We start from the raw sequence: 20977 nt of genomic DNA on the forward strand, positions 1-20977 counted from the left end.
CTGTGGTTTGAACGATGAATAATAAAAAGGAGGCCTCGGTCTCCTTTTTTATATTCAAAATAGCGCCTCTGACGAGGGACCAAACACAATACCGTTATTGTGTCTGAAAGGCTTGTTTTTGCATCTCGCTTTGCTGGTTGATATTGAGCCCTTTAGGCTCAAGGTTAAAGGTGTGGCAGTGCGCTTCATAATGTTTTTTTAGATCGGATTCGCCTAGTAGATTACCGGGCTCATTACGATAAGACCCCGTCCCCTCTAGAACCGATCCTTGCCATTTTTGCTCAATATCCCTCCGTTCACTCTGCTGTTTAAACCAGTGAATGAATCGATTGGCTTGGGCCAATAGGCGGTAGCTGGAAGCGTTGCTATTCACGACCATGGTGTAGAAAAAAGGTCGGGAGGCTAGGTTGCCAGGAATGATCTCAATTTTATCGAACCAAGGGCTTGCTGGGTTTTTACATGCCCAGTAATAAATAGGTAGATCAATGCCGAAAGCATCAACAATGCCATCGGTTAGACAGTGGTGGATACGCGATTGATCCGAGTAGGCAATTAAATTATTGAGTCGGATGGTGCCGCCGGATTTTTTCTCGTTACTACTCCAGCGAATACCGAGATCTTCCAGAATCATTAAGCCTGCGGGATCATTAATCACACCAACGACCTTATCCTGTAGATCTTTGACGGAATTAATCCGACGGTCGCCTTTTCGGCGGGCAAGTACCCACGGAAGATAGGTGTAGGCTTCAGAGTAAGCGACGTTGTCATATTCTGCGGATGGCGGCAGTGCGCTGATAACAATATCGGCGGGTGGTTGTCCAAATTTTTCACCCGAGGTGAGCAGTTCTGTACACATATCCCACGGTGTTTCGATGAATTCGCACTCAACCCCGAGGTAGCGCGCAAATGCTAAGGCATAATCAACATCGAGGCCCTTCAAAGGATCGCCTAGTTTCTCACGGAATGATAAGCCGACAAAGTTAGGTTCGATGGCCACTCGCAGTTTACCTCGGCGTAAAATATCGTCTAACTGATCATGCCCAGCGTCAGCCACGAGGTGTAATTTTTTGAGCGTATTATTGATCGCGAAAGAGGCTGAAGAGAGATCGGTACTGTGGATATCTACTTTATCCAACCCCTGAGACATCTCTTCGACGACATGATTAATCAGTTCATTTTTGCTGCCGATGCGTTGCATTGTGCCGGTGCTCATTTCCAGCGTTTCAAAGATGACGGCGGTATTTTCCATAACCGCACTCAGCTCTGTGCCGATGGAATTAAAGAGCTCGGTTAATTGGCCCGTGGCCGATTGGATGACATCCACGAAGTTGGCTAGTTTATCGGTATTGGCGCGGCTGATATTCTGGAGATCTGTGTTAACCTGCGAGAAATCGAGTTGTTTGGCGGCCTGATGAGCTTGTTCTGTGGTGACGTTTGCGAGGCGTCTTACTTCATCGGCGACCACCGCAAAGCCTCGTCCATGCTCACCGGCGCGGGCGGCTTCAATGGAAGCGTTGAGCGCGAGTAGATTCACGCCTTTACCTATTCTTAGAATGCCATCCAGCACTTCATTAACATTACTCGACTTTTCTGAGAGGGAAAGGCTTATCTCCTCCAAGGATTGATTGATCGAGGTGTTAACGTCCTGTACTTCAACCTCGATTTGTTGCTGTAACGAGTCAACAGTTGCGTTAGAGCTGTTGAGGTAGTTGTTGGCCACCGTTAATTCTGTATCGAGTTTATTGGCTCGCTGACTAATTTCGGAAAGAAAGTTCTCTTGGGCTTCAAGCGCTCTGAATACTTGTCGGGAGAGTTGGGCGGTCTGACCGCTAATCAGCTGTAATGCACGATAGAAACGTTTTTCATCGTCTGAAAAATATTGGTAGTCGATGGTCTCTGCGACCAGGGTGTCGATAGTAGGAATGTCTTTGTCTGGAGTCGTACTGTTTGATGTGCCAAATAGTTTACTAAATAGTGTCATTGCTCATTCCATCAGAGTACCGCATAAGCACTAGATACAAGCAAATCTTGTTCCATTTGAATATAAAGTTCATCTCAGGAATATAATAAGCGGTTGTGTTGAGCCCGGCTTGGCCCGTTGAGCCATTAACCTCAGCTCGTGGGGCCTGTGATATCGTGAGATTCAAATGCGAAGAGGCATGCAGTGGTGCGTTTTGCACCACTGTGAAGCCTTGTTGAAATATAAACGTGCAGAGCGTTTCTTATTGGATCGCAGTCAATGGGTTAGCCAAACTGACCATCGAGTCTGGGTTTCAGTAATATGGGGGTATAAGGAATCAGGAAGAGCAGCCAAGATAGCATCCACAAACCCCCGGAAATATGTACGCCCATCATATGGAGTTCTGGAATTAACGGCATAAAGACTCTAATAACACCGGCGATGGCCATCAGTATAAAGGCGACGACAGTGATCTTCGCGACTTTCAGTGGGCGGGCGGTATGACCCAGTGATACGCGGGCCATCATCCCAATGGTCATAGATCCGATAGCGCCGGCAGCAAAGGCATGGATGGCAATATATGGCGAGAGGGCGATCACGCCTGAGAGCGCATCGAGTGCAAACCCTAGAGGGATAAACAGATAGGCTAGATGCAAAATCCAGATAAGAGGGTTACGTATCATCCGTAATTTGAACCAGCCGCTAAGGCGAATAACATGTATTAGCGCATTGAGGGCGGCGAATAGACTGGTGATCAGCGTTAATTGGAACAGATCCGCGAGTAACCAAGCTGCGGCTAGTGGAATGATCAAGGGTTCGAGCCAAGTGTAACGTTTTGCCTCAAATGCCAAAGCGCGTTCAGTAAAGAAGGGGATGACTCGGCCACCCATCACCACCATGATGACGACGATTAGCCCTAGTGCCAGTTGTAAGCCGCTCGCTAAGGTTGTTTGTGTGACCCCTAATAGCTGAAGGTGCACTAATAGGTTGGCCAGCGTCAGCGCCAGTAAAATAATGGTAAAGACTAGGTTGCGATAGTTGCCTGAACGGATAATCGGTATGCCAATCGTGAGTGCGACCAGAGGTAAAAAAAGGAGATCAGTGATCGCAATTAAAGGTGCCGGCAGTGGTGTGACCAACTCAGAGACTATCGGCAATACACGACCGGCCAGCCAGAGCAGAAATAGTCCCGCTAGTTTGGCGCCATAAGGTGTTTGTATCGAGGTCCAGTTGCGTACAGCGGCCAATAGAAAGCCCGTGATCACGGCAGCGGCATAACCAAACAGCATTTCGTGACCGTGCCATATTTGACTCAGCAGGTAATAGTCGTAAGTGGATTGTCCTTTGCCTAGCAGCATGAGCCAGTAGGTCATGAAGAGCATGCTAGAGAGCGCAGCGAATAAAAAGAAGGGACGAAAGCCCAGATTGAACAAGGCAAAACCTTGGCCTTGGTTTGGTTCCTGAATCTGCATAAAGATGGCACCCTGACTGATGGTTCAAAAAACGTGGAAATAGATGAGTATTTTAACGGCTAGACTGATATTTTTCATCGAGGGGTAGGGTAGAATCAAATGCATTCAGACCCACTCTTATCTCGGCGATCCGTTATGCGGCTAAAGTTACTCGGTTTTACCCTATTTGTATGCAGCCAATGTCTATTCGCTTCGGTAGCGCAAGCCGATATCAGTGTGACAGATAATCATGGTCGAGTGATTAATATGACTCAACCGGCGAGACGAGTGATTGCATTAGCGCCCCATATCACCGAAAACCTATTCGCCATCGGTGGTGGTGACTATGTTGTGGGTGTTGTGAGTCATAGTGATTATCCGGAGGCCGCGCTGAGCGTTCCGGTGGTAGGTGATTCGCAGGGATTTAATCTGGAAGCCATTATTGCTATGCAGCCTGATCTTGTCGTGGCTTGGGCTGGTGGTAATCCACAGCTGCCTTTACAGCGGCTAGAGCAGTTAGGTATTCCTGTTTATTATTCAGACCCGCAACGGTTTAGTGATATTCCAGATAACTTGCGAGCATTAGGACAGTTATTACAGTTGCCTGCCGCTGAACAGCAGGCCGCAGAGTTTGAAGAGCGATTACAGCAGCTGCAACAGCGCTATTCAGGCCGGGCAAGTATGCGAGTGTTTTATCAGCTTTGGCATCAGCCGTTGATGACCGTGAATAAGAGCCAGATGATCAGCCAGGTGATCGAGGTGTGCGGTGGTGAAAATGTGTTTGCTGAACATCGAGAGGTTGTACCTCGCTTAGGAATAGAGTCGGTGTTACAGACCGATCCGCAGATTATTCTAACCGGCGAAAACGTCCCCGAAGGTTGGCAGCAGCAATGGTTAGCATGGCCTGAACTGGCGGCGAGTCGTCTTCATCAATTTCATCGTCTGAATGAAGACCTGCTCTACCGACCAACCATGCGCTTGCTGGATGGTACTCAACAGATGTGTGATGCCATTCAGCAGGCACGGATAGCCGTTAAACAGTAAACCTTATTTCGCTTTGATCGCTGTTAGAGCTATGTGACGAGATTGATCAATAGCGCTTACCCATCGGCCATCGTCATCCTCGATGGATGATTACTCGGTCAGGCCTTTGAAGAACGATTTTGTATCCTCGGCGGCTTCTTTCGTGGCATCCCACGCGGTTTCTGCACCGGCTTGGGTGCTGCAGGCAGCTCGTGCGGCGACACACTTCGATTTGCACCCAGCAATAGCTGCATCATCGGTCATATGTTTAACTTCGCACTTTGTTTCACACCAGCTTTGCTCATCGGCGCAGTCCGCTTGGGCCAGCGGTGCTAAAAGGATGGCTGAAAGGGCTAGAGGGACGGTTAAACGCAACATATTAGTTTCTCTCAACGATTGGTTAGGTCGGTTTGGTTTATTGAGTCAGTCATTCATTCGACTGACTCGCTCTAGGTTTATTCTATCGGTTTTTATCTTGCCACGCGTTTATGACTTGGGCGTGCTTGGCTTACGAGGTCGCCATAAAATCTCATCTCCCTGCTGCCGGGTTAATACCCGAGCGGCGACAAACAGAAGATCGGAAAGCCGGTTCAGATACTTCGCGCTTATCTGATTGACCGTTTCCTGCTGCGCCAGTTCCACCATGCGTCTTTCAGCTCGTCGGCATACGCTGCGTGCTTGATGACACAGTGCTGCTGCACGATTTCCGCCCGGCAGAATAAACTCCTTTAACGGTGGCAGAGAACTGTTCATCGCGTCGATCTGCTGTTCCATTTCGGTGATCACTGCATCATTGATGACGGTGTAAGCGGGATCAGCAACGGCCAGCTCTCCTCCGAGATCAAACAGATCATTCTGACACTGTAGCAACAGCTTCCTTAACGGTTCCTGAGCGGGCAGTTCGGCAATGAGTACGCCGAGTAGGCAGTTGAGCTCGTCGGTGTCACCGAGGGTTTCGATACGAGGATGGCACTTATCCACTTTATGGCCATTGGCCAGTGATGTCGTACCCTTATCGCCGGTGCGGGTATAAATTTTCGTCAGACGGTTTGTCATTTTCAGCTCCTAATAAAAAGGCCGGGGATAGAGCCCGGCCTTTTTGTTTCGCATTGAATCTGTTCAGTGATTAGAAACTGTAACGGGCCGAGGCGGTTACTAGGCGGTCCTGAGTATAATACCCAGGATTGGTTTGATATACCTTGTCGAACAGGTTTTCAACACGTGCACCTAACTGCCACTCGGGGGTGATTTGATAGGTTGTGAAAAAATCGACAACGGCAAAGCCTGGCAGAGTGTCATTATAGACATCACGTTTGCCTTCCCAGATGAGGGCGCTGCCCGCCGCCCATTGGTTGATGGCATAGTTAATCTGCCATTTCACCGTATCCTGTGGTCGGTTAAGCAGTCTTTTCCCAGTTGCTGCGTTTCTCGCATCTACGTACTGATATGACACGATATGATTCCAGTTGCCGTAGCTAATCTGATAACTTGCATCGGCGCCTTCTATCTCGGCTTTCTCGACATTCATCATCGTAGAGTCGAAAGTAACAGGGTCTGTGCTATAGGTAATTAGGTTCGTAACATTGGTTTTATAGAAACTGATTTCCCAGATAGCAGGGCCGTTACCTGAAAAGGTTAGTTCAGTCGTTTCAGACTCTTCAGGTTGTAAATCAGCATTTCCCTGATACGTTCCCCATGCACCATAGCTTACGAACGGTGCATATAGATCATCGAATGTTGGGGCTTTATAGGCGGTGCCATAGCTTAGCGCTACTTTCATCGGTTCAAACTGGTAAGCATAACCGAGGCTGTAGGTTGAGTTATCACCAAATTGATCGTCATCGGTATAACGACCGCTAGCCTCAACCTGATAACGGTCGCCTTGATGTAATAAACCAGCGAAAGCCGCTTTGGTTTGACGACTCGTTTCGCTATATTTTACTGTGCTATCGCGTAGGTCATCATCAATATAATCGATACCTGCGGTGACGGTATTGTTATCAATAAAGAAACTGTTCAGCCAGTTTAGCTGAAGACGCTCGGTCACATAGCGCGTGCCATCTTTACGACTGGTACCGTTACCATAAGTGAGACTATCATTTCTTAGGAATGCCGTTGTGAGAGAACTTTCAAAGCTTTCCTCAGCGTAACTAATTTTTCCGGAGTAGAGTTCGTTTTCAAAATCAGATTCATTACCGCTATAAGCGCTGTCGAACTCTGTGTTGCCTTGCCACTTAAAGGCTTGCAGAGTCAGATCCAATTGATCATTTAATTGCTGATTTAATGTGATATTAGCGGATAGATTACGATAACCATCGTTATCCGTCTCTGCGTCATCTAGAACATCAAAGCCATCATCGCGATCACTTGATAGTGATACCAATATATTACCCGTATCGCTGTATTGTTTCGCGATGTTCGCGTCTATCTTTTGAGTTCCCTGACCGCCAACGGTGACGGCGACAGATCCGCTGGTTTCGCCAGCAGCTTGTTTGGTAAAGATCTGGATGATGCCGCCAATGGCGTCAGAACCATAAAGAGCAGAGCGTGGTCCTCGAACAAACTCAATTCTATCGATTTGATCGATGGGAATGAGTTCTAGCTGAGTGCCGGTTGTTGATGGATTACCGATGCGAAGACCGTTTAGTAGGATTAACGTATGATCCGACTCTGTGCCTCGGGTAAACAGAGATGCTGTCTGTCCACGGCCGCCACTACTGGTGAAGTTAACGCCGGGCAGAAGGTTGATGGCTGCTTTGACAGAGGTTACCTGTGAACGGCGAAGCTCTTCCTCGGTGATCACTGAGACAGAAGCAATGGTTTCTGTAATCGGTTGCTCAATGCGGTTGGCTGACACAACAATCGTTTGCAGTGTGTTGTCTGATGCATTGGCTTCTTGTGTGTTATTTTCTTGTGCTACAGCGGCAGCAGAAATCAGTGAAGTACCCAACAGTACGGCCTGAGAAAGGAGTCGGTTCATTGTATTTCCTGTTTAGCGCACCCACCGTGCACTTAAATAGTGGACTGACTACTGGCCGGTCTCCGGGCTTGTAACTTGATTGGTGATGAGCCAATCATCAAACAACAACTGACGCCTTCCCATCACAGTGGCGAAGTCAGTTTTGCAGTTACTTACCGTTGCGGGGGCAGCGTTGGAGTTGCTCTGTTGAGGAGCGCACCAAACTTCCCGATTAACCCTGGCTGTAGAATCAGCGTTGGGCACCAGTAGAGCGAGGGGCTACTCTATGTTGCAGTTGCGCTCTGGTCAAATGAAAATCAATCAGGTATTGGTGAATTCGGGTCATTTGGTTGAACTTTTGGTGATTTATCTTGTCGCGGGGCGTCAGCCGATCCTGTGATTGGGTCGGCTGGGTTTGGCTAGGGTCTGATGGTTTATTTAATCAATGTCTGGAATATGTTTTTTGCTGAATTGAGGTAGTCGGTCCATCGCATCGGCAACGATGTTGCTGTCGGGCTTGAGATCTTTTTTATCTTTTTGCTCTTTGTAGGGCAGGGCATTAAGGACAATTTTCATGGCGCTCAGGCGGGCCCGTTTTTTATCATCGGACATAATGGTGGTCCAAGGCGCGAATTCCGTATGGGTATAGTGATACATCGCTTCTTTGGCTTTGGTGTAATCTTCCCAGCGTTCGACGGAGGCGATATCCATGGGGCTGAGCTTCCATTGTTTTAAGGGGTCTTCACGGCGTTCTTCAAAACGATGAAACTGTTCCCGCTGATTGACTGAAAACCAAAACTTAAACAGCCATACGCCACTTTCTACGAGCATCTGCTCTAGCATGGGGGTGTGTTTAAGAAATAATTTATATTCCTCTTCCGTACAAAACTCCATGACGTGCTCGACACCGGCTCGGTTATACCAAGAACGGTCAAATAGAACGATTTCGCCGGCATTGGGTAGTTCCTGCATATAACGTTGGTAATACCACTGTCCTTGTTCAACGCTAGAGGGTTTGTCTAAAGCGACAATGCGAGCGCCCCGAGGGTTTAGATGCTCGGTGAAACGTTGAATCGCGCCACCTTTACCCGCTGCATCTCGGCCTTCAAAAATCATGATGACTTTTTGGCCGGTCTTTTTGATCCAGTTTTGCATCTGCAGCAGTTCTATCTGAAGTCTGCGTTTTTCTTTTTCATACTCATCACGGGGCATTTTCTCATCATAAGGGTAATCCTCCCCGAGACCGAGTGATTGGCGTTTTTCAGATGCGTTCATCTCCTGTTTATTCTTACCCATACTAATATCCTTGTGAGTCTCGTCATTGTTGAGAATTAAAATGTGGTAGACCAAACAGGGTGTTAATGATCGCCTGTCGTGCTTAAGCCTCTTATAGCCTCTAATACTAGATGGTTAGCCGGTGTTGCAATATGAGCCTGATCAGCTATTGCGCAGAAATAGCCGGTGATGGTTTCTATTTCGTTGGGCCGTTGGTGGCTTACATCCTGCTGCATGGAAGAATAGTTATCGCCGGTCAATTCGGCCACATCCCATGCTTGTTCCATTAATTTCCGTTCAAATAACGTGATCCCCAATGCGTGGGTCACATCGTCGACCTCTTTACATAGTTGAGCCATGGCTGCCCGTCGATCGGTGTATTTGAGTAGTTCACCGTTACGGCAGTTATATAGCGCCGTGAGTGGGTTGATCGCGCAATTAATAGCGAGTTTGCGCCATAAAACGCTTTGAATATCCTCGGCCAGTGTAAGTTGATCATCGGTACTGCTGAGTGCTTCAAATAATTGATCGTTACCCCTGTCCGATAGACGGCCAACCTGTGTGGCACCGATACCTGCACGGATGAGATGCCAAGGGCGCTCAAAATAAGCCCCGTCAGTGGTGCTGCCGGCCCAGATCTCTAATTGAGGATTATCTTCAGTCAGTTGCTGCTGAGGCCCCATACCATTATGCAGTAATAGTACTCGGGCATTATTCGATAGACGGTGCTGGATCGAGGCAAAGGCGTCGGTAACGGCAAATGATTTTGTGGTGATCAATAGGTGTGAGATGGGGTCAGACTGATCGGCAAGCTGTGCTGACGGGGTGAACCGTTCGGTGTGGTTGTTATCGGTGAGAGCAAAGCCACCTGCCTCGGTGTATTGCGTTAGTTTTTCCGGAGTATGCAGAATCAGCGTGACCTGATGGCCCGCTTTTTCTAGTTTAGCTGCCCAGAGCAACCCGATAGCGCCAGCGCCCAAAATATGCCAGTGCATAGGTTCAAAATCCTGTACTGAATGGGGTATGTGTCTGACCATCATAACGGTATGATAGGCAGGATCAAACGAATTTACCGCCGGATGGGCGGTCGCAGTGTTTTAAGGAGTAATTTGGATGCCATCATTTGATATCGTTTCTGAACTGGATATGCATGAAGTGAATAATGCAGTGGACCAGGCCAATCGGGAACTGAGTACTCGCTACGATTTTAATAAAGTCGATGCCAAATTTGAGTTGGCTGGCGAAGTTATTACGTTGCAGGCCGAAGTAGATTTTCAATTGCAGCAGATGATGGATATTCTGCGCAATAAGCTGGTGGGGCGTAAGATCGATACGAAAAGTCTCGATGTTGGTGATGCGCAAACGGTCAATATGCGCGCCCGTCAACTGGTGACTTTGAAGCAGGGGCTGGATCAGCCGTTGAGTAAGAAAATCATTAAAATGATTAAAGATAAAAAACTCAAAGTGCAGGCTCAAGTGCAGGGCGATCAAGTACGGGTGACCGGTAAGAAACGGGACGATCTGCAGGGCGTGATGTCGATGTTGCGTGAGGCTGATCTGGAATTGCCGTTGCAATATACCAACTTCAGAGATTAATACTTCAGTTAACGGCAGCATTCAGCTGCCGTTACTTTATATCGGCTAGGCCGATCCTTTTTACGAGCACGCTTCAAGGATATTAAGTGGACGCGGCAAACTCTTCTGATAAACAGCAGCACTGGTCGGATGCGGTATTAAACCGTCGTACGCTTATCTGTATTTTTACTGGCTTTTCGTCCGGTATGCCGCTGTATGTTTTGTTCCAGCTATTGCCAGCCTACTTACGGGCGGAAGGCGTGGGTCTGAAAGAGATCGGCCTATTTGCTCTAGTAACCTTCCCCTATACATGGAAGTTTATGTGGGCGCCGCTGATGGATCGCTACATCCCACCGTTTTTGGGGCGTCGTCGAGGGTGGATGCTGTTAATGCAGATAGCCCTGTTGGGATCGATTGCCTGTCTAGGTCTGTTTGATCCGGCAATGTCGATCATGACCATCGCCTATCTGGCAACGGCCGTCGCGTTGTTCAGTGCTAGTCAGGATATTGTGTTGGATGCCTATCGGCGGGAGTTATTACCTGAGGAAGAGTTAGGTTGGGGCAACTCGGTACATGTACAGGCTTATCGCATCTCGGGCATAGTGCCCGGGGCGTTGGGCTTGATTTTGGCCGATATGATGCCTTGGAGCAGCGTCTTTATGATTGTTGCTGGGTTTATGATTTTAGGCGTTGCGATGACGCTGGTGGTGAAAGAGCCGATTACAGCCCCCCGAGCACCGAAAACCTTGAAAGAAGCGGTGCTCGAACCCTTTAACGAGTTTATCACGCGGCTTGGCTGGACCGGTGCTCTGCAGATTCTCAGTTTTATGTTTCTGTATAAGTTAGGCGACAATATGGCAACGGCCTTATCGACTCCATTTTATATCGATATGGGGTTTAGTCTGACAGAGATAGGTGTCATTGCGAAAGCGTCAGCCCTCTGGGCTTCGGTTGTGGGCGGTATTCTTGGCGGCCTGTGGATGATTAAACTGGGTATTAACCGAGCGCTGTGGATCTTTGGTGTTGTGCAAGTCGTGACGATACTGGGGTTTGCTCTATTGGCTGAAACCGGCCCAGATAAACTTCTCCTCGCGGTGGTGATTAGTTTCGAATATCTCGGGGTTGGCCTTGGTACAGCGGCGTTTACCGCTTTTATCGCTCGAACCACCAGTATTACATTTGCCGCCACCCAATTTGCACTGTTTACCGCCTTAGCGGCTCTGCCTCGCACCTTTGTTAATGCCTTGACGGGGTACATTGTTGACGCTGTTGGCTGGAATATGTTTTTCTATCTGTGCGCAGTGTTGGCGATTCCAGGGATGCTATTATTACTGAAAGTAGCACCTTGGCATGCCTCGACGGCTAACCTAAAATCTCCAGAATAACGCGTGTCAGGCATGCCCGTGTTTTGTGTTTACCATGAAACACCATAGATAATCATAACCGATAGCGGGAGTGTTGGATGGATCAGTTTTTGAATGCCTTACCCAAGGCTGAACTACACCTTCATCTAGAAGGTTCATTAGAGCCTGAGTTGATGTTTGCATTGGCTGAGCGTAATGGTATTGCTTTAGCCTATGATTCCGTCGATGAGCTACGACAAGCCTATGATTTTGGCAATTTGCAGGATTTTCTCGATCTTTACTATCAAGGCGCGGCGGTGCTGCAAACCGAACAGGATTTCTATGATCTAACCTGGGCCTATATCGAACGCTGTCAGGCGCAAAATGTTATCCACATCGAGCCATTTTTTGATCCTCAAACTCATACGGCCCGAGGCATCGCTTTTGAAACAGTAATCAATGGGATTAGTCGAGCGTTAAAGGATGCAGAAAGTCAGCATGGCATAAGCACCGGTTTGATCATGTGCTTTTTGCGTCACCTGAGTGAAGCAGAGGCTTTCGAGACGCTGCAACAGGCGACACCTTTTTTGGATAACATTATCGGGATAGGTTTGGATAGTTCTGAGCAGGATAATCCCCCTGCAAAGTTTACTCGTGTCTTTGCTAAGGCCCGTGAGCTGGGATTATTAACGGTGGCTCATGCCGGCGAAGAAGGCCCCGCACAGAATGTTATTGATGCCTTGGATATCTTAAAAGTAGATCGTATTGATCATGGGGTCCGCGCGGCCGATGATACAGCCTTGATGGAGCGTTTAGCCCACGAAAATATCGCCCTCACGGTCTGCCCGCTGTCGAATACGCGGTTGCGCGTGTTTGATGATATGAGTCAACACAATATTTTGCAGATGTTAGAGCAGGGCGTTAAAGTCACGGTCAACTCCGATGATCCCGCCTATTTTGGCGGTTATCTGACCGAAAACTTTCTCGCCCTCGAAAAAGGCTTGGGTATGACCCACGAACAAGCGATACAGCTGGCGCGCAATAGCTTCCAATATAGCTTTGCCAAACCCGAGCGAAAGGCGGCGCTACTCGCGACGTTGGATCATCTAACGACTTAGGTTCGCTAGAGGGCGCTTCGAGATGGTTAACTGCTGCTTTTCTCGCCCTTCAAGAAGGTTAAGATTTCACGTCGATCACTAATCAGGTGTCGTGCCTGAGGCTGATAGACCACCTTGATATCGGCAACATTTGCTTCGAGTCGTGACTGAGTAACCTTTGAATCGAGCAGTACGTCTTTACCGGCAACGATCGCCAAGGTCGGGGCTTTAATCGCTTGTAGGGTTTGATCGCTAAAGATAGGGAGTTTATCCCACCGAGGCTTCACATGTCGGCTGATCAGGGCGAATAACTCCCGGAACTTTTTCGCCGTAGTGGAAGGGTTTTTCTGTTCGGCCCCGAAGATCATTTCGCGTACTTTTCGCTTACCCCATTTGCCCAATAGCATGAGCGGCAGCGCTTTCATCAGGAACTTACGTTGCGGGCCAACACCGCCGGGGACTAACAGCGCGAGTCGAGTGACCTTCTCGGGTCGACGGCTAGCGTAATCGAGTGCCAACCAACCCCCTAAGGATTCACCTACGATGGCTGTATTAGAGAGTGCCAATGCTTCCATGACATCATCCAACCACAAGGCGTAACCATCGCTATCCATGGGCAGACGAACCTGTTCGCTGAGTCCGGGTTCGCCGATCATATCAATGGCATAGATACGAAAGTGCTGTGACCACTCGGCAATATTTAGAAACCACGCGCTGACGTTGGACATTGCACCATGGATTAGGAGTAGAGGGGGCAGTGTTTCGTCACCACAGGCAAGTACATGGGTATCCCCGTGGCGGGTTGGCAGGGTTAGCTGCTCGAAGGCGACAGGGCAGAGATTAAGCACCTCGTTATAACACTGTTTTACCGCGTGTTCACCATCGGTGGATTTGTATATTGTCATGGTGTTTCCAAATAATATGGGAGTGAGAGTATTGTTAAGCGGCTGATTTTTCGGCTGTTATATAGAGATAATATCGGTATTTGATCTAACTTACAGTGTAAATTGGCTGATCGGACTAATGATTTCATAAAACCGCTGAGCTGCTCGGTGCATTGTTTGTGTTAAACGTTAAATTTCAGTTCGTTAATGTGAAGAGACTCTGCGTTTATAACTTGGGAGCTGACAACGGCGAGTTGATGGTTATCCATGGTGGCTTCGAAGAGTTGCCACTGAGTATTTGCCATTTTTAAGTCTTGATAACTCAGTGTGGCAAGGGACGTTTTCGATTGTTGTGTAGCGGGAAGCGCTTTATAGAGGGCTTCTTTGGCACACCATAGTCGATAGAAATAGGCTTCTTTAGCTGCCGTTGATGTAGGCATAGCGCAGATTTCATTCGGACTCATAAATAGCCCCGCTGCAGAGGTAAAGTCTCTCGTACGTTTTTTATATTCTAGATCTATTCCAACGTTATTGTCGCTCAGTGCAAAGCCAATGAGTGCTTTGCTGTGGGTCAAGCTAATGTAGCCGTGGAGAGGCAGGTTGTGGATAACCGGCGCACAGTGACGTCGTTCCTCTATTTGCCATCGGCTAAGCGGTTGATTAAATCGCTCGCTCAATGCCGAGCAAATCAGCAATCGGCTGAACAGATATTGCTGCGCTCTACGAGGGTGTTGCAACTGTTTGTAATAACGTTGCTGTGCGGGAGGCAGTAGAGCAAGGTATTGTTGTGTTTCTTTGTCATGATGCGCGGCAGTTTTGTAATACCAAAGCTGCAGCGCACCATTTTTTCCGTTAGCGGGCAAGTTTAACGACGTCGCCGTTCAGGGCAACACCCGCCATAATGGCTCCCGCATGACATTCGAATTCACTGTTGCTGCTGTATTTCTGTTTTTTGTAATAGCTGACAATATTAATAACGGCATTACCGCCTTCGGCTTTGGCTCTTTCTTGTAATGCCAGTAGCGCTGATAGGAATACCCAGCGACAGGCTTCACCATCACTTTTGCCAAAGGCATTGGTTTTTTTATTCGTGGTGAAATTACCGAAAGAACGCAATGTATTGGCATGTTTTTGGTGGCCAAAATATAGTCGAATATTGGGGTCTAAGCGTTCTTGGAAATCGGCTGATTGCATCGCGTCTTCAATTGAGAACATCAGTTTTGAATCACGGCTATAAGCCTCTGGGGCGAGCAATAATAGGGTAGAGGTTAGCAAGGCTATCAATAGTTTCACAGGGTTCTCCTTGAAGATCGGTTCCATTAAGTGCATGGATTATAGGGAGATAAAGGATCTGCTTCAATGATCTTTAGGTTGCATCGCAGAGGTGAGCAGGTAAAATTCCAGCCTGAAAATTAGGGATAATATTTTAACATATGCGATTAAATGGCTAATGCTACGGTCGTTGACGGAGTAAGCCGCTTGTTACGTTTTAAATTGCAATCATGGAATGCGTTTGCCCCAGGGCTTGATAGCCAGAGTGCGTGGCGTGAATGGTTATTGCATCCATCAGACCTTCCCTCTGAGTTGGGGAAAACATCACTGAAGCAAATTCCACCCATGCTGAGACGGCGCTTTACCCCGTTGGGGCGTTGTGCGGCTGGCGCAGCGTTACCGATACTTGAGGGGGTTGATGCCATTCCGGGCGTATTTGCTTCTCGTCATGGTGATACGCCTCTGACTCTGTCGTTGCTCGAAGGCATTGCTAGCGGTGAACCGATGTCGCCAACCGGCTTTAGCCTTGCTGTGCATAATGCACTGAGTGGTTTGTTGTCGATAGCCCGAAAAGATGTGAGCGAGGTGACGGCGATAGCAGCGACTGAAAACCTTATCCCGAATGCGCTGATAGAAGCCGCTACTCAGTTACAAGAGAGCTCCAGCGTGCTCTGTGTTATCTATGATGTGCCGCTGCCCGAGCTTTATCAGCCCTATAGTGATTCAGTTGATTTTCCTTGTGCAGTGGCGATGATTTTAACTCGAGATGAGGGCGATGATTTTGTCGTACAACGTGAAGAAAGTCTGAATGATACAGCTCAGAGCGATGGTTTTTCTGGATTGTTAAGGGTCTTGTGTGGCCTCGAGTCGAGCGTCAGCTTCGGTTCGGCGTCCAGCTATTGGCGGGTTAGTCGCGGATGAGGTGTTTGGCGCAGCGTATAAACCATCTTTGGCGCTGGATCGGTACTGCATTTAGTTTTTTTGTCTTCGGTCTTGGCGGAATCCTTCTGCCACTATTTGCGGTTCCTGTGCTGTATCTTATACCGAGTACTAAACGACAGAGAGAGCGTCGAGCTCAAGGTATTATTCATCACTCGTTTCGTTTTTATATCGGCATGATGAAGTGTTTAGGTGTTTTGAGCTATGAGCTCGAGGATGTCGATAAATTACGGCAAGCAAAGTTGATTCTGGCGAACCATCCCTCGCTGATTGACGTTATCTTTTTGATTGCCTTAGTGCCTAATGCCAACTGCGTTGTGAAGGGTGGGTTAGTGCGTAACCCTTTTACGCGGGGGCCGATTAAGACGGCAGGTTATATCATTAATGAAAATAGTGAAGGGGTCATATTAGCGGCTGCAGAGGCATTTGCTAAAAACGATGCGTTGATTATTTTTCCTGAAGGGACACGTACTACTCCGCAGCAAATGTTACGTCTCAAACGTGGAGCGGCAAATGTAGCCATTCGAACCGCTGCTGATATCACGCCAGTGTTAATTGAATGTGTGCCAACGACATTGAGTAAAGAGAATCGATGGTATGATGTGCCGTCTAAAAAAGTTCATTTCCGAATTAAGGTCTGTGCAGTGGTTCCGGTAGCGCCCTATTTAGCTGAGAGCGCACCATCGGTCGGGGCTCGGAAACTGACGGCGGATTTGACAGAATATTTTAATAAGGAGTTGGTACTGTATGAGCAATCTGCAGCTAGAGATTAAACAGATGATCATTGAAACCTTAGATCTCGAAGATATTGAGCCTAATGATATCGTGGATGATGAACCGTTGTTTGTTGAAGGCCTAGGGCTGGATTCAATTGATGCGCTAGAGATCGGTTTAGCATTGCAAAAACGTTATGGTATTAAGCTTAAGGCTGATTCTGAAGATACCCGTGAGCATTTTGCTAGTATTAATGCGCTGGCCGTTTTAATTGAATCACAACGCGCGATTTAAGGGGGGGCTATGATTGATCAAGAACAAGTTTATCAGAAAATCTCGGCCGTACTTGTGGATCTGTTTGAAATTGATCCTGCAGCAATACACCCAGACGCGCATCTGTACGAGGACTTAGATATCGATAGTATCGATGCGGTTGATTTGGTCGTTGAATTGAAAAAGCTAACCGGTAAAAAGATTAAACCGGAAGATTTCAAATCGGTCCGCACGGTGCAAGATGTGGTCACTGAAGTTGAAAAGCTGTTTGGTTGATGTCGAATATTGTCAAAATTACGTTGTTGATACTGACACTAGGCTATCCATTTATCGTTTATTGGGGGCTGCAAAGCTTTAATGCTGCGCTGCTTCTGCCGCTGCTTGCTCTCGTTTTAGCGCTGCGTTGGTTAGCGGGAGCGCAGAGTAATGATCGTAAAGTGATTCTCGTTAGTGTGATGGGGGTAGCGCTAGTTGCCATTATTGGGGGGATACAGCAGGGGTTGATGTTTTACCCTGTGCTGGTGAATTTTAGTATGTTAATTATTTTTGCTAGTAGTCTGTATGCTCGGCAAACCGTCGTTGAAAAAATGGCTCGAATAAAAGAACCCAATCTGTCGCCTCAGGGCGTTGATTATACGCGTAAGGTAACACGAGTATGGTGTGCTTTTTTTGTGCTAAACGGTGGTATTTCAGCAGCGACAGCTATTTGGGCGTCCGAGCAGGTATGGATGTTGTATAACGGTTTGATTGCTTATCTTCTTATTGGTTTTCTAATGGCCGCTGAATGGGTTGTCAGGCAAAGAGTTAAACGAAACTGATGAGCACTTTATTACCATTATCTGATTGGTTAAATGCCGTGCCACAGGGGGTTATTGCCTATACCGCTAATCGTTCGGTAAGTAAGGCGGATCTGGAAAGGCGCGTAATCTTTTGGCTGAGTGTCTTACCGGCTGAAAGAGGCCAGCACTGGGCTGTATACCATCAAGATTCAGCCGAGTTTCTGGCAATGCTTTTAGCGCTTTGGCAGTTGGGTTGCACTGCTAGTGTACCTGGAGATGATAGACCGGTAACCCGTGAACGTCTTCGTCTTAAAGTGACGGGCTTTGTTACTGATTTCTCTGATCATCTAGTGCCTGACGAACTCGCTCAGTTAAATGAGATTGAGAGGGGGAATTGGTTAACGCTTGCCGATGATTTCCCTGCCCTCGAAATCTACACTTCAGGTTCAACTGGAGAGCCGAAGGCTATCCTGAAAACCTTTGCTCAGTTAGATAGTGAGTTAGCGGCTTTGGAAGCGCTATGGCCTGATGATCATGAAGCGGTAGTTATCTCCACTGTTACACATCAACATTTTTATGGTCTTATTTTTCGGCTGTTATGGCCGCTTGCTCGAGGGCAGCGATTTGAGACTGAGCAGTGGCAATACACAGAAGATCTGTTTAGTCGAGGGTTGCGGTATCAATCGTTTACGTTGGTGTCCACCCCTTCGCATTTGGGACGTTTTAATACTTCGATTAATTGGTCTGAAGTAGCTCCCCGGTGTTGTTCGGTGCTCTCATCTGCAGCTCCACTGAAACGTAGGGATAGTTTGCTGGTCGCGCAGTTACTTAAGGCACCAGTACGTGAAATTTATGGCAGCTCAGAAACGGGTGCTATCGCTTGGCGGGTTCAGTCGGAGCCATATGATGTTGCGTGGCAGGCTTTACCAGGTGTCCAGTTATCTCAGACGGAAAACTCTTTATTAGTCGTAACGGCCGATCAACTGTCTGACCGGACTTTTGAGATGTCTGATCGAGTGGAGTTTGTCGCTGATGGTATGTTTCATCTCGGTGAGCGGATTGACAGTATTGTTAAAGTTGAAGGCAAACGAGTATCTCTAACGGAGGTGGAGCGGGTCGTTCAACAATCTCATTTAATCGAAAACGCTAAAGCGTTAATCATTAGCCGTAAGCGAGTTGAGGTTGCCCTGGTTGCTGAGTTAACCGAGATAGGTCGTCAGACATTAGCTCTGTTAGGTAAACGGAAGCTACAGCAACAACTTAAACAGCATCTACAAAACTTTTTCGAACCGGTATTGCTGCCTCGTCGCTGGCGTTTTGTAACACAGATGCCCTATAACGCTCAGGGAAAATTGCCGATGGATAGCTTACAAACCATGTTCGTAACGCAAGCGATTAAATGGCCCGAATTAGTGAGTCAGACGGTAACAGATAAGCAGGCTAATCTTGTTTGTCGAATACCTGCCGAGCTAATCTATTTCGATGGGCATTTTGCGGGCAATCCTATTTTGCCAGGAATCGTTCAGGTGCATTGGGCGGAACACTATGGACGTCAGTTGTTAAATTTTATTGGTCAGTTTGATCGTTTAGAAGTTATCAAGTTTCAACAGGTTATTTTCCCTGAAACGACAGTTAATCTGGCGCTTGAATATCACCAAGAGAAGGGCAAGCTCAGTTTTCGTTTTTATTCAGATAAAGGAGTCCATTCCAGTGGCCGAATCTGTTTTAGCTGAGAGCGCTTTTAAACCGATCGTCGTTATTCCAGTATATAACCATGAGGAGGCTATTAGTGTAACGCTCGCAGATGTATTGCGCTTTGGTTATCCGGTTTTGTTGGTGGATGACGGTAGTTCAGCGAAGTGTCGCGATGTGCTGGTGGGATTACGTGATCAGTATGCCGGTCGGGTGAGTTTGATGCGTTTGGAGCAGAACGGAGGAAAGGGCGCAGCAGTTAAAGCGGGGCTTCGGCAGGCACTCGAAGCCGGTTATAGTCATGCCGTACAGGTTGATGCTGACGGGCAGCATGATTTAGACGATATACCGTTGTTTATGGAAGTTGCCTATTCATCGCCAGAGGCGCTGGTGATTGGCTATCCTCGGTATGATGAGTCAGTTCCCACCCATCGCTATTTGGCTCGTTATCTGACCCATATATGGGTATGGATTAATACATTGTCATTCTTAGTCAAAGATACAATGTGTGGTTTTAGAGTTTATCCGTTAACTCAGGTAGTGTCGCTATTGCAGGAGGATTGTTGTGGCGACCGTATGGAGTTCGATACCGAAGTTGTTGTTCGATGGGTTTGGCGTGGGCTGGCAGTCGAAAATTTACCGACAAAAGTGCATTACCCGATTGATGGTGTTTCTCATTTTAATGCGGTGAAAGATAACGTACTTATCTCACGAATGCATGCAAAACTGTTTTTTGGCATGTTACTGCGCTTACCTCGATTGATGCGGAAGAAACTAAATGTCTGATGTGAATAAACATTGGTCAGGTGTTAGTGAAGCGGGTTCTTTGCTTGGAATGCGTTTTTTACTGTTGGTTTATCGGCTATTTGGCCGCTGGGGATTTAGGCTGATTTTATTGCCGGTCATAAGTTATTTTTACCTTACTCGACGACAAGCTAGACAGGCGTCTGCTGAGTATTTGGCACGATTATCAAAGACCTTTCCTGAATGTGCCAATGCTGGCTTAAGCTCAGTACAGCACTTTTGGTGTTTTGGCGAAATATTGCTGGATAAACTGTTGGTTTGGATGGGGCGTATTCATCGAGAGGATGTGGTCTTTGCGACCCCCGAGGTTTTTGATGAGGTTGACAGCAGTACCTGCGGAGGTGTGATTCTGGTCTCTCATCTGGGAAATACCGAGGTGTGTAGTGCACTGGCTCATCAGCTTCCTAATATCAAAATCACTATGCTGGTACATACTCGCCATGCGGTAAAGTTTAATGCGCTGATGCAGCAAACTAATAGTAATGCTTGTATTAATTTGATGCAGGTGACCGATATGACTCCCGCGACAGCGATGCTTTTATCCGAGCGGGTTGCCGCCGGAGAGTATGTCGTTATTGCTGCCGACCGTACTCCAGTGAATGGTACAGGCCGTACTTCAATGGTTGATTTTTTAGGTGGCAAAGCCGCTTTTCCACAAGGGGCTTTTATTCTTGCAGGGTTGTTGGGCTGCCCTGTTTATCTATTGTTTTGCTTAAAACATGAGCAGCAATATCATCTTTATTTGGAATTGTTTGCGACGAAAATTTGTTTTAACCGGCGTAACCGGAGTGAGCAAATTCAGAGTGCTACGCAGGCTTATGCCAAACGGTTAGAATATTATTGCCAGCTAGCGCCGTTACAGTGGTTTAATTTCTTTCCTTTTTGGCAAGCGGTGTCGACCGCTGATGATTCCCAGGATTAATTATCTTATGCAACT

Annotated in this window: 22 protein-coding genes and 1 riboswitch; of the genes, 12 read left to right on the plus strand and 10 right to left on the minus strand. The window is 47.5% G+C overall.

The genetic code is table 11. The features are described from left to right. Positions 1-94 precede the first annotated feature (94 nt). Both EH243_RS09655 and EH243_RS09660 read right to left on the minus strand, forming a co-directional pair. On the minus strand, positions 95-1981 hold the full coding sequence (locus EH243_RS09655) for a methyl-accepting chemotaxis protein (protein WP_126158445.1): 1887 nt from the start codon (positions 1979-1981) through the stop codon (positions 95-97). A gap of 263 nt (positions 1982-2244) precedes the next feature. Next, positions 2245-3432, minus strand: coding sequence for an NnrS family protein (locus EH243_RS09660; protein ID WP_126158446.1), 1188 nt, complete (start codon positions 3430-3432; stop codon positions 2245-2247). Positions 3433-3567: 135 nt separating this feature from the next. On the opposite strand from EH243_RS09660, the gene EH243_RS09665 reads away from it, so the two are divergent. Further along, on the plus strand, positions 3568-4455 hold the full coding sequence (locus EH243_RS09665; RefSeq protein WP_164549085.1) for a cobalamin-binding protein: 888 nt from the start codon (positions 3568-3570) through the stop codon (positions 4453-4455). Between the two features lie 90 nt (positions 4456-4545). On the opposite strand, the gene EH243_RS09670 is transcribed toward EH243_RS09665, so the two are convergent. From EH243_RS09670 to EH243_RS09690, 5 genes are all read right to left on the minus strand, one after another. Further along, positions 4546-4812, minus strand: a complete 267-nt coding sequence (locus EH243_RS09670) for a hypothetical protein (RefSeq protein ID WP_126158448.1) — start codon at positions 4810-4812, stop codon at positions 4546-4548. Positions 4813-4920: 108 nt separating this feature from the next. Continuing rightward, positions 4921-5490 carry a cob(I)yrinic acid a,c-diamide adenosyltransferase gene (locus EH243_RS09675; protein WP_126158449.1) on the minus strand — a complete coding sequence of 190 codons (570 nt, stop codon included), beginning with the start codon at positions 5488-5490 and terminating at the stop codon, positions 4921-4923. A gap of 70 nt (positions 5491-5560) precedes the next feature. Next, on the minus strand, positions 5561-7414 hold the full coding sequence (locus tag EH243_RS09680) for a TonB-dependent receptor domain-containing protein (RefSeq protein WP_126158450.1): 1854 nt from the start codon (positions 7412-7414) through the stop codon (positions 5561-5563). A gap of 36 nt (positions 7415-7450) precedes the next feature. Further along, positions 7451-7676: riboswitch (cobalamin riboswitch) on the minus strand. 155 nt (positions 7677-7831) lie between these two features. Next, positions 7832-8689, minus strand: a complete 858-nt coding sequence (gene ppk2, locus EH243_RS09685; RefSeq protein WP_126158451.1) for a polyphosphate kinase 2 — start codon at positions 8687-8689, stop codon at positions 7832-7834. Between the two features lie 62 nt (positions 8690-8751). Beyond that, complete coding sequence (locus EH243_RS09690; RefSeq protein ID WP_164549086.1) at positions 8752-9663, minus strand: ketopantoate reductase family protein; 912 nt, start codon at positions 9661-9663, stop codon at positions 8752-8754. 118 nt (positions 9664-9781) lie between these two features. Between EH243_RS09690 and EH243_RS09695 the strand changes: the two genes are divergently transcribed. The 3 genes from EH243_RS09695 to EH243_RS09705 all read left to right on the plus strand — a co-directional run bounded on the left by EH243_RS09695 (position 9782) and on the right by EH243_RS09705 (position 12704). Then, a complete protein-coding gene (locus EH243_RS09695) occupies positions 9782-10264 on the plus strand; it encodes a YajQ family cyclic di-GMP-binding protein (protein WP_126158453.1) in 483 nt (160 codons plus the stop codon). 86 nt (positions 10265-10350) lie between these two features. Beyond that, positions 10351-11628 carry an AmpG family muropeptide MFS transporter gene (locus EH243_RS09700; RefSeq protein ID WP_241235042.1) on the plus strand — a complete coding sequence of 426 codons (1278 nt, stop codon included), beginning with the start codon at positions 10351-10353 and terminating at the stop codon, positions 11626-11628. A 77-nt stretch (positions 11629-11705) separates the two neighbouring features. After that, complete coding sequence (locus EH243_RS09705; protein WP_126158454.1) at positions 11706-12704, plus strand: adenosine deaminase; 999 nt, start codon at positions 11706-11708, stop codon at positions 12702-12704. A 26-nt stretch (positions 12705-12730) separates the two neighbouring features. Here the strand turns inward: EH243_RS09705 and EH243_RS09710 are convergent, their stop codons facing one another. From EH243_RS09710 to EH243_RS09720, 3 genes are all read right to left on the minus strand, one after another. Then, positions 12731-13588 carry an alpha/beta fold hydrolase gene (locus EH243_RS09710; RefSeq protein WP_126158455.1) on the minus strand — a complete coding sequence of 286 codons (858 nt, stop codon included), beginning with the start codon at positions 13586-13588 and terminating at the stop codon, positions 12731-12733. Positions 13589-13749: 161 nt separating this feature from the next. Then, the gene (locus EH243_RS09715; RefSeq protein WP_126158456.1) at positions 13750-14430 is read right to left on the minus strand and encodes a 4'-phosphopantetheinyl transferase family protein; all 681 of its coding nucleotides are present in this window, start codon (positions 14428-14430) and stop codon (positions 13750-13752) included. Continuing rightward, the gene (locus EH243_RS09720) at positions 14420-14860 is read right to left on the minus strand and encodes an excinuclease ATPase subunit (RefSeq protein WP_126158457.1); all 441 of its coding nucleotides are present in this window, start codon (positions 14858-14860) and stop codon (positions 14420-14422) included. The genes EH243_RS09715 and EH243_RS09720 overlap by 11 nt, the downstream gene beginning before the upstream one ends. 150 nt (positions 14861-15010) lie before the next feature. On the opposite strand from EH243_RS09720, the gene EH243_RS09725 reads away from it, so the two are divergent. From EH243_RS09725 to EH243_RS09760, 8 genes are read left to right on the plus strand one after another with little or no spacing between them, the layout of a single operon-like run. Next, positions 15011-15760: a beta-ketoacyl synthase chain length factor gene (locus EH243_RS09725; protein ID WP_126158458.1), complete on the plus strand. Its 750-nt coding sequence runs from the start codon at positions 15011-15013 to the stop codon at positions 15758-15760. Positions 15761-15765: 5 nt separating this feature from the next. After that, the gene (locus EH243_RS09730) at positions 15766-16551 is read left to right on the plus strand and encodes a lysophospholipid acyltransferase family protein (protein WP_206441583.1); all 786 of its coding nucleotides are present in this window, start codon (positions 15766-15768) and stop codon (positions 16549-16551) included. After that, positions 16526-16786: a phosphopantetheine-binding protein gene (locus tag EH243_RS09735; protein ID WP_126158460.1), complete on the plus strand. Its 261-nt coding sequence runs from the start codon at positions 16526-16528 to the stop codon at positions 16784-16786. The genes EH243_RS09730 and EH243_RS09735 overlap by 26 nt, the downstream gene beginning before the upstream one ends. A 9-nt stretch (positions 16787-16795) precedes the next feature. After that, on the plus strand, positions 16796-17041 hold the full coding sequence (locus EH243_RS09740) for an acyl carrier protein (protein WP_126158461.1): 246 nt from the start codon (positions 16796-16798) through the stop codon (positions 17039-17041). Continuing rightward, entirely contained in the window at positions 17041-17583 is a 543-nt protein-coding gene (locus EH243_RS09745) for a COG4648 family protein (RefSeq protein WP_126158462.1), read from the plus strand. Before EH243_RS09740 ends, EH243_RS09745 begins: the two co-directional genes overlap by 1 nt. Continuing rightward, a complete protein-coding gene (locus EH243_RS09750; protein WP_126158463.1) occupies positions 17583-19277 on the plus strand; it encodes an ApeI family dehydratase in 1695 nt (564 codons plus the stop codon). Before EH243_RS09745 ends, EH243_RS09750 begins: the two co-directional genes overlap by 1 nt. Further along, positions 19255-20022 (plus strand): glycosyltransferase family 2 protein, encoded by a 768-nt coding sequence (locus EH243_RS09755; protein WP_126158464.1) that lies wholly within the window; start codon positions 19255-19257, stop codon positions 20020-20022. Before EH243_RS09750 ends, EH243_RS09755 begins: the two co-directional genes overlap by 23 nt. After that, complete coding sequence (locus tag EH243_RS09760) at positions 20015-20962, plus strand: LpxL/LpxP family acyltransferase (RefSeq protein WP_126158465.1); 948 nt, start codon at positions 20015-20017, stop codon at positions 20960-20962. Before EH243_RS09755 ends, EH243_RS09760 begins: the two co-directional genes overlap by 8 nt. The last annotated feature ends 15 nt before the right edge of the window (positions 20963-20977 follow it).

The organism is Amphritea opalescens (assembly GCF_003957515.1).
Classification (GTDB): domain Bacteria; phylum Pseudomonadota; class Gammaproteobacteria; order Pseudomonadales; family Balneatricaceae; genus Amphritea; species Amphritea opalescens.

Bases quoted from the DNA above. Each gene is read 5' to 3' on its own strand.
- EH243_RS09670 (WP_126158448.1), bottom strand. From the start codon at position 4,812: ATGTTGCGTTTAACCGTCCCTCTAGCCCTTTCAGCCATCCTTTTAGCA.
- EH243_RS09695 (WP_126158453.1), top strand. From the start codon at position 9,782: ATGCCATCATTTGATATCGTTTCTGAACTGGATATGCATGAAGTGAAT.
- EH243_RS09665 (WP_164549085.1), top strand. From the start codon at position 3,568: ATGCGGCTAAAGTTACTCGGTTTTACCCTATTTGTATGCAGCCAATGT.
- EH243_RS09675 (WP_126158449.1), bottom strand. From the start codon at position 5,490: ATGACAAACCGTCTGACGAAAATTTATACCCGCACCGGCGATAAGGGT.
- EH243_RS09660 (WP_126158446.1), bottom strand. From the start codon at position 3,432: ATGCAGATTCAGGAACCAAACCAAGGCCAAGGTTTTGCCTTGTTCAAT.
- ppk2 (WP_126158451.1), bottom strand. From the start codon at position 8,689: ATGGGTAAGAATAAACAGGAGATGAACGCATCTGAAAAACGCCAATCA.
- EH243_RS09735 (WP_126158460.1), top strand. From the start codon at position 16,526: ATGAGCAATCTGCAGCTAGAGATTAAACAGATGATCATTGAAACCTTA.
- EH243_RS09725 (WP_126158458.1), top strand. From the start codon at position 15,011: ATGGCTAATGCTACGGTCGTTGACGGAGTAAGCCGCTTGTTACGTTTT.
- EH243_RS09690 (WP_164549086.1), bottom strand. From the start codon at position 9,663: ATGCACTGGCATATTTTGGGCGCTGGCGCTATCGGGTTGCTCTGGGCA.
- EH243_RS09680 (WP_126158450.1), bottom strand. From the start codon at position 7,414: ATGAACCGACTCCTTTCTCAGGCCGTACTGTTGGGTACTTCACTGATT.
- EH243_RS09655 (WP_126158445.1), bottom strand. From the start codon at position 1,981: ATGACACTATTTAGTAAACTATTTGGCACATCAAACAGTACGACTCCA.
- EH243_RS09745 (WP_126158462.1), top strand. From the start codon at position 17,041: ATGTCGAATATTGTCAAAATTACGTTGTTGATACTGACACTAGGCTAT.
- EH243_RS09705 (WP_126158454.1), top strand. From the start codon at position 11,706: ATGGATCAGTTTTTGAATGCCTTACCCAAGGCTGAACTACACCTTCAT.
- EH243_RS09760 (WP_126158465.1), top strand. From the start codon at position 20,015: ATGTCTGATGTGAATAAACATTGGTCAGGTGTTAGTGAAGCGGGTTCT.
- EH243_RS09750 (WP_126158463.1), top strand. From the start codon at position 17,583: ATGAGCACTTTATTACCATTATCTGATTGGTTAAATGCCGTGCCACAG.
- EH243_RS09710 (WP_126158455.1), bottom strand. From the start codon at position 13,588: ATGACAATATACAAATCCACCGATGGTGAACACGCGGTAAAACAGTGT.
- EH243_RS09740 (WP_126158461.1), top strand. From the start codon at position 16,796: ATGATTGATCAAGAACAAGTTTATCAGAAAATCTCGGCCGTACTTGTG.